The sequence below is a fragment of the Carboxylicivirga sediminis genome, from assembly GCF_018156225.1.
Lineage (GTDB): Bacteria > Bacteroidota > Bacteroidia > Bacteroidales > Marinilabiliaceae > Carboxylicivirga > Carboxylicivirga sediminis.
The window spans coordinates 15,336-27,821 of sequence record NZ_JAGTAR010000025.1; the positions used below are offsets into that span (position 1 = coordinate 15,336).

Here is a 12,486-nt window from a genome sequence, read left to right on the forward strand (position 1 = left end):
AAACATGTGCCTGGATTGGTACATGCAATGGTCTATAACAAACTAAACTGTTTATAAGTAAATCAAAACCAATGAAGAAGATTCTTTTTCTTTTATGTGTTGCATGCAATCTGGCCTCGGCAATAGGCCAGGTTAGCATCGACACAACAGATTATCAGCGAGCTGAAGCTTTTATCTCGTCCAACATTACCAAAAAGTATTACCGCTCATGGGTCAATCCGCAATGGGTGAAGGATGCCCAATTCTTCTGGTATTCCATTAACACCAAGAATGGTACTGAATACATCAAATGCCAGATGAAAAACGGATCGAAATCAGCGCTTTTCGATCAACAAAAGCTGGCTAAGCTATTGGCTACCGAGCTTGATAAGACAGTAGAGCCCTATAAACTGCCCATTGCCTCCATAAAAGTGGATAAAACCGGCAACACACTTACATTTAAAGTAGAAACGCAAAAATACAGCTACCAGATTAAGCAGAATACGTTGCAAAAGATTGATAGTAAAAAAACTCTGCAACTGGCATCGACTTCTCCGGATAAAGCAAAAACAGCTGTTGTGCATGATTATAATATCTGGCTTAAAACAGGAAACGATTCGGTACAAGTGACCCAAGACGGCTCACGAGCATATGGCTACGGTGTTTCTCCATCGTGGTATTCCACTAAAAATATTGAGTTGGAAAGCGACCACCCTTTAGAGCTAAACATCAGCTGGAGCCCCGACAGTAAATACATTATTGCTGGTAAATACGACAGAAGAGAAGCACGCAACTTGTACCTGTACAAAGTATTACCAGATGAAGGTCATCGTGCCGAAGTACGTGAATATGAGCGACCCATTGCCGGCGACAGCATTGTACCAACCGTTGAATATATTCTTATAGACGTTGAAAAAAACAGCTACCAGCTAATCGATATACCAGCTAAAGCTACTTTTTTGGCCTATGGCTTCAACTGGACAAAGGATGGCAGCAGAGCCTACCAGGTCAGCTTTGTCAGAGGTTACCAATCGGTGGATATATACGAAGTAACAGCTGCCAGCAGCCAGGTGCGTACCGTTTTTACAGAAAGTGCTGCCACTTATGTTGACCCCAACACCAATGACCTTAGAGTACTTGATGCATCCAACGAACTGCTGTGGCTATCGGAGCGCGATGGCTGGCAGCATATTTACCGCATCAATCAGCAAACAGGCCAGGTCATCAATCAAGTAACAAAAGGCACATATGTAGTGCGAGGCATCGAACACATTGATGAGAAATCACAACGCATCTATTTCACGGCAGGTGGTATAGAGCCTGACATCGATCCTTACTATCCCCTGCTCTACTCTATCCGGTTTGATGGAACAGGCCTTACACAACTAACGCATGAAGCTGCGCACCACTCGGTTTTCTTCAGCACAAAGGGAGACTATTTTGTTGACAACTACTCAACCGTTGAAGAGCCTAACATAGCTGTACTAAGACGCAGTAAAGATGGCCGCGTGATGGCACAGCTTGAGCAGGGTGATATCTCCGAGATAATTGCCATGGGCTGGCAAAAACCAGAACCATTTAAAGTAAAAGGGCGCGATGGCAAGACTGATATTTACGGTGTATTATTCAAGCCCAATAATTTTAATCCCAATCAAAAATATCCGTTGATTGAAGGCACCTACAGCGGCCCGCAAACCATACGTGCCCCCAAAACATTTTACCGCGGTTTGTCTAACGATGATACACCCATGACCCAGCTTGGTTTTGTAATGGTCAATATCGATGGCATGGGTTCCGCCTTTCGTTCCAAAGCCTTTCATGATGTATCGTATAAAAACCTGGGCGACATTGGAGGACCAGATAAAATGATAGCCATTAAAACACTGGCCGGTCAATATCCATGGATAGATTCTACCCGCGTTGGTATTTTCGGGCACTCGGCAGGGGGTTATGATGCAGCACGTGCCCTGCTGGCCTATCCTGAGTTTTATAAGGTGGGTGTAGCAACTGCCGGCAATCATGATCATCGCTCTGCCAAGGCATGGTGGCCCGAATTATACATGGGCTATCCGGCAGGTAAAAACTACGACGAGCAGAGCAATTACACTCACGCCAAAAAACTGCAAGGAAACTTGCTGCTGGTGCATGGCGACCAGGATCAGAACGTGAATCCAACCGCATCTATGCGACTGGCAGCTGAGTTGATTAAAGCCAATAAAGATTTTGAATTGTTGCTTATCCCTAATAAAGACCACAGCCAGGTGTATTACGATAAGTACCTGATTCGAAAACGTTGGGATTTCTTTGTGAAGCACCTGCACGGCATCCAACCACCTAAAAATTATCAAATAAAATAACACCAATACCATATGTTTAGTAAAAACACCTATATCAAACGCCGCCAGCAATTGGCCCAGGATGTTGACAAAGGACTGCTCCTGTTTATTGGCAACACCGAAAGTCCGATGAACTATGCCGACAACACCTACCGCTTTCGTCAGGACAGCAACTTCCTCTATTTCTTCGGATTGAATCACCCCGATTTAGTTGGGGTGGTAGATGCTGAGTATGGAGAATCAGCCATTTATGGTGATGACTACACCATTGATCACATTGTGTGGATGGGCAACCAGCCTACCATTGCCCAACGCGCTACCACATGTGGCGTGCAACAAACCGGCACCACAGCAGAACTGTTAAAAACACTGGAAAAAGCCAAAGCGGCCGAACGCCCCATCCATTTTTTGCCCGTTTACCGTGGCGAAAGTAAGATTAAGCTACTGGAATGGTTGAGTATTCAGCCCTCAGAAGTAAAAGAAAAAGCTTCGCTGGAGCTGGTCCTGGCCGTTATTAAACAGCGCAACTACAAATCAGCCGAAGAAATTGTTGAAATAGAAAAAGCGGTGAACACCACAGTAGATATGCACCTGGCTGCCATGCGCATGGCTCGTCCGGGTATTACTGAGGCGCAGATTGCTGCTGAAGTGGAACGTATTGCTCTGGCTGAAGATGGCGGTATCTCTTTCCCGGTTATTGCCACCATCAACGGACAAACATTGCACAACCATTACCACGGCAACACCCTGAAGGAAGGCCAATTATTTTTACTGGATGCCGGAGCCGAAACCTCCATGGGCTATGCCGGTGATATGTCAAGCACCTTCCCGGTATCCAAAACCTTTACACCACGCCAGAAAGACATTTACCAGGTAGCTTTAAACTCGCATGAAAAAGCCATATCGATGCTTAAGCCCGGAGTGGCCTTTAAAGAGATTTACCTGGAGTCGGCACGTGTGGTGATGCAAGGCATGAAAGACCTGGGCTTTGCCAAAGGTAATATTGACGATGCCGTTATGTGTGGCGCTCATGCCATGTTCTTCCCCTGCGGGCTTGGGCATATGATGGGACTGGATGTGCACGACATGGAGGATTTGGGCGAACAATATGTTGGCTACCACAATGAGGCAAAAAGCACACAGTTTGGTATGAAATCACTGCGTCTTGGACGCAAGCTAGAGCCAGGTTTTGTACTCACCATCGAACCGGGTATTTACTTTATCCCACAGTTAATTGACAAATGGAAATCGGAAAAACATTTGACAGAGTTCTTAAATTTCGATAAACTTGAAGAATACAAAGATTTTGGTGGTTGCCGCAATGAGGAGGATTTTCTGATAACCGGACAAGGATACCGATTGTTAGGTAAGCCCCTGCCAAAAACCATCGAAGATGTTGAACAAGAGCGATTAAAAGCTTTTTAAATCCGATTTATGCGAATTTTATCTTCACAGGTTATTGAGCAGGCTGCCACCCCTACTTTGTGGACAGACATCATGGAACTGGCCTTAAAAGCAGCGGCCGACCAGGATTATTTCACCCCCAACCGCATGCATGTTGACATCAATGACAACACACTATTGCTGATGCCTGCTGTGGGGCCTGATATGTTTGCCACCAAGCTGGTATCTGTTTTTCCGGGCAACAGCCATCATGGAAAAGCAGTGATTAACGGCACAGTTTTGCTCAACGATGGTGCTACCGGCGAAGCACTGGCACTGTTTAATGGTGCCAAGCTTACCGCCATGCGCACTGCAGCTGTAGCCTGTGTAGGTATTCGTCATTTATCCGATCCACTGGCAACTACACTGGGCATTATCGGTGGCGGTGCACAAGGCCGCCACATTGCCTGGATGGCCTGTCACGCGCGCGACTTTGAGCGGGTGTATGTATATGATCGTTCCCCGCAGGTGATTGGTGACTTTATCAGTTTTATGACCGAAAAATGCCCCAATGTAGATGTGGCACTGTGTGAAGATGCCCAACAGGTAGTCGTTAACAGCGAGGTAGTGGTAACAGCTACCACTTCCCCGGAACCGGTGATACCCAACCTGGAAGATTTGATAGTTGGCAAGTGTTTTATTTGTGTTGGTTCCTATAAGCCTGATATGAGGGAGATACCAGAGTCCATCTTCCGATTAATCGATAGTGTATGGATTGATGCCGAACACGGTAAAACAGAAAGTGGTGATTTGCTCTTTCCGCTCAGCAACCACCTGGTTAGCCCCGAGCAGATTAAACACATCTCACTACTCTTAAACGAACCGGGAGCATTGGGTTTCAGAGAGACGCGCCTTTTTAAAACCGTAGGTGAAGGTACCTTCGATTTATTTGCAGCCAAACTGGTGTACGAAAAAGTACGCGAGGGTGATTTGGGTGAAGAAGTGTCTTTATAGCAGATGATATAGTGCACGGTGCGAGGTGCATGGTGCGCAGAAAATGCAGATAACAGTTCGGCTACATGGTATAAATTATTCAGTGTCTGGTGCACAGTGCACCAAGCACCAGGCACTAACTTCTACCTTCTACCTTCTGCCTTCTGCCTTCTGCCCTCTGCCTAATAGCTAACCAACTAATAAAAAACAAATGATCAACCTTACTAACTGGAGCTGGCATCCGCCCAAAGATTGGCTCCGCATACAATCCGTTGATTTACATACAGGTGGCGAACCCCTGCGCGTACTTTACGGAGGCTTACCTCCAATAAACGGTCAAAACATACTGGAGAAACGGCGCTATTTCAGAGATGAACTGGACTATATCCGCACGGGCACCCTATTTGAGCCACGCGGCCATGCCGATATGTATGGGGCCATAATCACCGAACCCATCACACCCAATGCCGATTTCGGCACATTCTTTCTGCACAACGAGGGCTACAGTACCATGTGTGGCCATGCCATCATCGCCCTTACCAAACTGGTGTTTGATACGGGTATGATCGAAAAAGAAGGCCATGAACCAGAGCTGGTGATTGATGCCCCTCCGGGATTAATCCGCGCTAAAGCTTATCGGAACAATGGCTGGGTTGAAAAAGTTTCGTTCCTGAATGTCCCCTCCTTCCTGCTCATGAAAGACGAGACGATACATGTGGAAGGAATTGGTGATGTCACCTTTGATGTGGCCTATGGCGGTGCTTTTTATGCCTTTGTGGATGCCGATAAGCTGGGCATTGGCATGAAGGAGAGTGATTATAACCAGCTTATTGACTGGGGACGACGTATCAAATATGCAGTGATGGAACACTACGCCATTAAACATCCCTTTGAAGAGGATCTCAGTTTTTTATATGGAACCATCTTTACCGGCAAACCCAATAACCCCAGGCATCACAGCCGTAATGTCTGCATCTTTGCCGAGGGCGAGGTAGACCGTTCATCCACCGGTTCGGGGGTAAGTGCACGTGCAGCATTTCATCATGCCAAAGGCGAATTAAAAACAGGTGAACGTATTACCATCGAAAGCATATTGGGCACAACCATGGATGTGATGGTAACCGAAACAACGACCTACGGCCCCCACCAGGCTGTTATACCCGAGGTTAGCGGCACCGCTCACCTGACCGGCAAAAATGAATTTTGGTTTGATCCAAACGACCCATTGAAGGAAGGCTTTATCTTCCGCTAAACAAGTGATAAACAGTTAAAAATATAATCATGAAGCATCTTATATCTATCTTATTAGTATTCATTGCCGGGTATAGCCATTTGTATGCCTGCACCGTTATTGCCATTGGTAAAAAAGCATCGGCCGATGGTTCGGTTATTGTATCTCATACCGATGCCGGCCCGGATTGCCGTCTGCACCTGGTGCCTGGCCAACAATTTAAGGCTGGAGAGAAAGCTCCTGTTTATTGGGGCATGGTTGAGTCGGGTCGTCCGTTGGGCGACTATGGTGAGGTGATAGGCCACATTCCACAGGTGGAGCAAACACACACCTATTTTCAAACGGCCTACCCGCAAATTAATTCCAGGCAGCTGGCCATTGGTGAGAGTACACTGAGCCAACGCCCCGAGCTGATGGTGGACCGTTCCATATGCGAACAAATAATGACCATTGAACAGGCACAGGCCTTTGCCCTGCAACGCTGCACCACTGCACAGGACGCTTTACAACTCATTACCGGCCTGTTGGAAACCTATGGTTTTCTGCCATCGTGTGTGGACGAGAGTGAATCGTTGGTGATTGCCGATACCGAAGAGATTTGGGTACTGGAGGTATTTAGTGTGGGAAATGATTGGAAGAAAGACAGCGGTAAGCCTGGCTGTATCTGGGCAGCCCAGCGCGTACCCGACGACCATGCTATGATCATCCCAAATTGGAGCATCATCAAGCAAATTGACCTGGAGGATACAGCTAATTTCCGCGCTTCATCCAACTACATGCAGGAGGCCATTGACCGTGGCTGGTACAACCCGGCATCAGGCCGTCCGTTTATCTGGCAGGAGGCCTACTCACCCATTCCACGAGAATGGTCAACCTCACGCTTCTGGCTGTTTTATGCCACCTTTGCACCTAACTATACCGAGTGGCCCGACCGCTTTACCAACTCGGTATGGGAAGGCGAAAACCAGTACACGCAGTATGTTGAGCCGCTTTCCATCTACCCTTTCTCGGTTAAACCAGAGAAAAAACTATCGGTGCAGGACGTGATGGCCTTTCAGCGCTCCACCTTCGAAGGCACCATCTACGACAAAGAGAATGCCCAGGCCTGGTATTACCCCAACGAAGAAGGACAACTGACAAAAAGTGCCTTTGCCACGCCTTTCCCAACCCTGGAAATGCGTCGTGTCATGAACATTAACAGCCGACGTAATGTGGCGCGCGCCCGTGGCGAATACGGCATGGTGGCCCAGTTACGTGGCTGGCTGCCCGATGAAGTGGGTGGTATCTATTGGTTTTATGTGGATAATGCCTACACCAGTGCTTATGTACCCATTTATACGGGTGCTACCGATGTGGCCGAGTGTTACAAGGTATATAACCCGGCCTACTATCAGGAGAACAGCATACGTTGGGCTGTGGACTTTGTGGATAACCTGATGTACCTGCGCTGGCAGGATGCCCACAAAAAGGTGCTGGAGAAGCGCGATCCAATGGAAGCCCGTTTCTTTGCCGAACAGGCAGATGTAGATGCAAAAGCGCAGGAGTTACTGACAAAGAGTCCTAAAAAAGCACAAGCCTACCTGACCCAGTTAACCATTGACCGGATGAATGAAGTACATCAACTCTTTAAGGAGCTGAAGCTGGACCTGATTTCGGAGTTTACCAATAATAAGCAAGGAATTTAAAAGAGCTAATAGCTGTTAGCTAATGGCTGATAGCTAAAATAAAAATAGGCTTTGAGCAATGCTCAAAGCCTATTTTTATTTTTTACACGAAGTGTAATATTATTTCTTCTTCACTACTTCAATCAAATCAAGGTCGAAGATAAGCGTTGCATTAGGACCTATTTTAGCACCCGAACCACGCTCACCATAAGCCAGGTCAGCCGGAATGTATAAACGCCACTTACTTCCTTCAGGCATCAATTGCAAAGCCTCAGTCCAGCCTTTGATAACACCTGTTACAGCAAACTGAGCTGTATCCTTACGCTCTACTGAACTATCGAATACGGTACCGTCCAACAATGTTCCGTGGTACTGACACTTCACACGATCGCTGGTAGTAGCCACCGTTCCATTACCTTCTTCCAGCACTTCGTACTGTAAACCCGATTCGGTTGTCTTTACTTCAGGACGCTTGCCATTTTCTTCCAAAAACTTCTGTCCTTCAGTTAAGTTAGCTGCCGCCTTCTCGGCTCGTTCAGCATCTTTCACCTTACGGATTTCCTCCATCACCTTACGCAGATAAACATCAGCTGTCATCTCGGTAAAATAAGGATTTTTGTTGTAGACGAATTCATTAAGGAAACCTCTCATAAAGGCATCTTCACTAATGTCATTGAACATCCCTTTCAGGTGCTCAAGGTTAGCCTTATTGATTTCCTGCTTGGCCATCACCTTCGCAAAATCCCTCATGGCAACAGAATCAACCTCTAATGGCCAACGATCAAATTGCTTCTTTAAATTAGCAGCCTGAAGATAACCCAGTGCATAGCTCACACTATCTGTCTGGTCTGCAAAATCCATTTTTCCTGTGTTCGGAACTTTTGTACACGAAGCCAATACCATAATGATTAAAGTAAAGGCAGCTAGTAGATTTGTTACTTTCATCTGTTAATTATTTAGTTTACATTGGCCAGGTGCCACTCATCGCATGCCGGCTTTCAAACGAAGCTGAAGCAAATGCCATTCATCACACCTGATTAAGTTAGAAAATTACAATTTATGCTTATTTAATAGCTAATAGCTCAACTTCAAATACCAGTGTTGTGTGAGGTCCGATGTGCTGACCGGCACCACGCTCACCATAAGCCAGATTAGATGGAATATATAAGCGCCACTTACTTCCCACAGGCATTAACTGAAGCGCTTCAACCCATCCCTGGATAACACCACTTACCGGGAATGTAGCAGGCTCGCCACGCTGTACTGAGCTGTCGAATACAGTTCCGTCGATTAAAGTACCATGGTAGTGACACTCTACCTGATCAGCTGCACTTGGCTTAGCTCCGTCACCTTCTGTAATCACCTCATACTGAAGACCACTTTCTAAAGTTACCACACCTTCTTTTTTAGTATTCTCAGCTAAAAAGTCTTTACCGGCCTGAATAGCCGCCTCTGCCTGCTTAGCCTGCAGCTCACCAAAAAACTGTTGTAATGTTTGATTAGCTTCGTCGGCTGACATTTGAGTTTCTTTACCTTCAAAAGCAGCTTCCAGCCCTTTTGTAAATTCTGCGTATTCGATCGTCTCAATACCTGATGCTTTCAGATTTTGCGCCAGGTTCATACCAAGGGCATAACTAATTTTGTTCATATAACTATTCTTTAAAATATAATTCATGGAAATCGTGTGCGAAAGTACATTATTAATGGCAATTAGAAAAACCTTATGTCCATTGCTGTGCAGATGACACGGTTTTTTTCATAAAAAAATGCATAGGTGTAGCTATACTGATTAGTAAGCCATTGAAACAAAACACCGCAGCTAAATCCGCTTTTTTTTTCTTTCCTATTCAAAAACATTTTGTGAATTTAGTTTTTGGTTCTACATTTGCAGCCGCAAGCCCAGATGGCGAAATTGGTAGACGCGCTGGTTTCAGGGACCAGTGTCAGCAATGACGTGCAGGTTCGAGTCCTGTTCTGGGCACAAAAGCTCCCGGTTGATTATTCAGCCGGGAGCTTTTTTTTTGGGCAGCCTGCATTGATAGTGCATTGATCAAGAAGTATGGTGTAGCTGTTTTCTTCATAATCGCATATAACAAACAGCAGCGCAACAACAAAACCCAATTCTACCTCCCTAAACTTGGTTATATCTATATATTCTGATATGGATTGGGGCTTTTGATATCGCGTAAGCCACTCATTAAAAAGGGGTGGTGTCATTTGCAAAAGGAAGCGACTGGCAGCGGAATTAATGGATGGGCATGCCCTCTAAAGGTGGGAAACTTGGCTGTATTTCCATAAACTTCGAAGAATAATCAAATGGCTTATAGACAATCTGAAATACAGCTGTGTTTCACCCGCCTGCTTAGGAAATCATGCTCATCCATTGAGCAATCAGGCGTCGCTTGTGCTAATCACACCGCCCGCCATACCTTTGCGGTTGCGATATCAAAGGCAGTGGCTTTAAAAAAACTGAATTAGTCCTCTAGCTAACTGATATGTTTTTCAGTTGAAATAATATGCTGATTCTGGTTAAAAAACCGTCAAGGTGATCTATATGTAATATAAGGCCTAAACAGCCCCATTAATACACTTAAATAAAATGTATCAACAGGGCCACACTCACAACTACAGTTCAATGGTTAATGGTTCATTTACATCATAATCTTTAACCATTATAGATAGTCTATCTCCTTCAAAACTTATTGCATCTTCATTCATTGACTTGCCGTTTAGCAGCACTCTTGAAGGCTGCTGCTTAATGTATTTAAACACCAGATTGTAATTACGTACTTTAACACCACCTTCATACTGCCCTTTGACTGGATGAATGACAACCTTAGTTCCCTGCCCTTGTTTATACGCGTATTCAATAGTGGTCCACTGAGACTTACCATTTTGGTAAGCTAGTGAGACACCATCATCTTCATATAAATCAAAAGACGTTGCCATGGAGTTGGTAGCTTGATAAAACTCAATTGTCACATTATCCAAAGGTTTCTGATCTGTGTAGTCCATGTAATCCATCATAGGAATAATGGCTCCTTCTTTAATATATAAAGGCATTTCATCTATGGGTTTAGCCACCAGGGTTTCAACAGGTCCGTTAATAGCTTCACCACTGAAATAATCGTACCAGGTCCCTTCAGGTATCCAAACATTGTGTTTTGCCTTACCATCTGTTCCTTTTTGGTCCTCGGCTGGTGTGATAATAGGGGCCACCAATACAGACGGGCCAAACATATACTGCGATTGACTGTACTGATAAGCCTGTGCATCGCTGGGATAATCCATATACATCCCATGACAAATCAACAAACCATCATCATGTGCCTGGCGATTCAATGAGTAAGTATATGGCATTAATTTATATTTTAACTGCAAAATTTTCCTAGTCGCATCTAACACTTTATCGCCCCACTTCCAGGGTTGACGGCAATGTACCAAACGCTTATCCCATTCAACGCCGCCGGTAGCGTGCAGGCGACAGAAAGGTGACATGGCACCTGCTTGCACCCAGCGTGTAAAAAGCTCGCTGTAATCTATTTCTCCAAAGCATTCCATATGACCTCCAATATCGTGCGACCAATACACCCCATTATTAGCTCCCATCACGGTAAGCTCAGTATTGAATTTCAGGCTTTCCCAACTTATATAACTATCGGCAGAGAAACCAATTGGATAGCGATGATGATCAAAACTGCCTGCTACCTGTCGTGTTAAAACAATGGCTCTTTGTTGGTTATGAGCCTCCGTCAGTTTGTAATATTGCTCCAGGTTTTTAGTAGATGGCGTACCATCGACCCAGTGGAAATCCAATCCTTCATCCATGATTGGCGACAGAAAAACATCAAAGAACGGTTTAATATGATCGGGGTTGCCTTCGCCGTAAAACAAGGCATTTTCAATAAATTCCCATCCCGATTCTTCATATTGCTTAATGGTTGCCTGCAAAAGTGAATCATAATCCAGCCCGGCTTGCTGACAAAACATTTTTGCACGTATATCATCTCTAATCACAGCTCCAGGGTGGTGATTAAAGCCCACATGAATACCATTCTTGTGTGTCCATTCAAAAAAACCTTTCATATCCGGAAACTTCTCCAGGTCATAACGGGTGCCAAACCAACCATCAATGTGCCAGTTCATGTCCGGAACAATTACGTCAATTGGAATTTGTTCTTTCCTAAAACGATTAACGATGTTTTTATAATCATTGGCTGATAATGGCTGGTAACGACTAAACCAGGTGCCCAATGTCCATTTGGGTAATAAGGGCACTTGTCCGTTCAATTGTGTAAAATCTTTTAATGCACTCTTGTAATCAGAACCATAACAAAAGATAAATAAAGCATCCGCCATGCCATCCGTGTCACTATGTTTCAAAGTGCCTTCAACCGATTTAAGAACTGTAAAACCCCGCTGACTCAACAATCCATTGGGTATTTGCAAAGGCTTTGCGGCAGATGTATAGTCGTATTCACTGTATTCGAGTCGCCCATCGCAACGGTCAACCGACTTAATAACACCACCCAAATTTTGCTTATCAACTTGACTGATTTCTGCTTGCACCTGCCCTGAGATGCCCTCATAGATAACTTGAATCCGCTCTGCTAGTGTCTCTTCACCTGGAGTATAAACCAAACTACATTTTGAGGTGTGCACCTCCAACTGCTGGCCATTCTGCACCACCTGAAAATCGCAACTTGGAAATTCATCATTTACAGTGGCGATATGCACACCTTCTTTTTGCACGGCTATTAAACCAGGTGAAAGCACTTGAAATTCATAACCATCATAAGTCACTTTATTGCTATTGATAGTGTACTTATCGCAACTTGTTAATAAAAGTACAAACACACTCAAAACGAGTAACTGTAATTTATAGAGTTTTACCATTATT

At 44.9% G+C, this 12,486-nt stretch carries 8 protein-coding genes and 1 tRNA gene; 6 read left to right on the forward strand and 3 right to left on the reverse strand.

Features of this window, described 5'->3' with window-relative positions; translation table 11 throughout:
* Positions 1–71 precede the first annotated feature (71 nt).
* From KDU71_RS15405 to KDU71_RS15425, 5 genes are all read left to right on the forward strand, one after another.
* Positions 72–2,336 (forward strand): S9 family peptidase, encoded by a 2,265-nt coding sequence (locus KDU71_RS15405; protein ID WP_212191987.1) that lies wholly within the window; start codon positions 72–74, stop codon positions 2,334–2,336.
* Between the two features lie 12 nt (positions 2,337–2,348).
* A complete protein-coding gene (locus KDU71_RS15410; RefSeq protein ID WP_212191988.1) occupies positions 2,349–3,740 on the forward strand; it encodes an aminopeptidase P family protein in 1,392 nt (463 codons plus the stop codon).
* A gap of 9 nt (positions 3,741–3,749) precedes the next feature.
* Complete coding sequence (locus KDU71_RS15415) at positions 3,750–4,712, forward strand: ornithine cyclodeaminase family protein (protein WP_212191989.1); 963 nt, start codon at positions 3,750–3,752, stop codon at positions 4,710–4,712.
* A gap of 190 nt (positions 4,713–4,902) precedes the next feature.
* On the forward strand, positions 4,903–5,943 hold the full coding sequence (locus KDU71_RS15420) for a proline racemase family protein (protein ID WP_212191990.1): 1,041 nt from the start codon (positions 4,903–4,905) through the stop codon (positions 5,941–5,943).
* A 29-nt stretch (positions 5,944–5,972) separates the two neighbouring features.
* Positions 5,973–7,607: a dipeptidase gene (locus KDU71_RS15425; protein ID WP_212191991.1), complete on the forward strand. Its 1,635-nt coding sequence runs from the start codon at positions 5,973–5,975 to the stop codon at positions 7,605–7,607.
* A gap of 99 nt (positions 7,608–7,706) precedes the next feature.
* On the opposite strand, the gene KDU71_RS15430 is transcribed toward KDU71_RS15425, so the two are convergent.
* Positions 7,707–8,531, reverse strand: coding sequence for an FKBP-type peptidyl-prolyl cis-trans isomerase (locus KDU71_RS15430; RefSeq protein ID WP_212191992.1), 825 nt, complete (start codon positions 8,529–8,531; stop codon positions 7,707–7,709).
* 118 nt (positions 8,532–8,649) lie between these two features.
* Complete coding sequence (locus KDU71_RS15435) at positions 8,650–9,234, reverse strand: FKBP-type peptidyl-prolyl cis-trans isomerase (protein ID WP_317195171.1); 585 nt, start codon at positions 9,232–9,234, stop codon at positions 8,650–8,652.
* A gap of 249 nt (positions 9,235–9,483) precedes the next feature.
* Between KDU71_RS15435 and KDU71_RS15440 the strand changes: the two genes are divergently transcribed.
* Positions 9,484–9,567 (forward strand) — tRNA-Leu (locus KDU71_RS15440).
* Between the two features lie 644 nt (positions 9,568–10,211).
* Here the strand turns inward: KDU71_RS15440 and KDU71_RS15445 are convergent.
* The gene (locus tag KDU71_RS15445; RefSeq protein ID WP_212191994.1) at positions 10,212–12,482 is read right to left on the reverse strand and encodes a glycoside hydrolase family 31 protein; all 2,271 of its coding nucleotides are present in this window, start codon (positions 12,480–12,482) and stop codon (positions 10,212–10,214) included.
* Positions 12,483–12,486: the final 4 nt, after the last annotated feature.

Bases quoted from the DNA above. Each gene is read 5' to 3' on its own strand.
- KDU71_RS15405 (WP_212191987.1), top strand. From the start codon at position 72: ATGAAGAAGATTCTTTTTCTTTTATGTGTTGCATGCAATCTGGCCTCG.
- KDU71_RS15410 (WP_212191988.1), top strand. From the start codon at position 2,349: ATGTTTAGTAAAAACACCTATATCAAACGCCGCCAGCAATTGGCCCAG.
- KDU71_RS15415 (WP_212191989.1), top strand. From the start codon at position 3,750: ATGCGAATTTTATCTTCACAGGTTATTGAGCAGGCTGCCACCCCTACT.
- KDU71_RS15420 (WP_212191990.1), top strand. From the start codon at position 4,903: ATGATCAACCTTACTAACTGGAGCTGGCATCCGCCCAAAGATTGGCTC.
- KDU71_RS15425 (WP_212191991.1), top strand. From the start codon at position 5,973: ATGAAGCATCTTATATCTATCTTATTAGTATTCATTGCCGGGTATAGC.
- KDU71_RS15430 (WP_212191992.1), bottom strand. From the start codon at position 8,531: ATGAAAGTAACAAATCTACTAGCTGCCTTTACTTTAATCATTATGGTA.
- KDU71_RS15435 (WP_317195171.1), bottom strand. From the start codon at position 9,234: ATGAACAAAATTAGTTATGCCCTTGGTATGAACCTGGCGCAAAATCTG.
- KDU71_RS15445 (WP_212191994.1), bottom strand. From the start codon at position 12,482: ATGGTAAAACTCTATAAATTACAGTTACTCGTTTTGAGTGTGTTTGTA.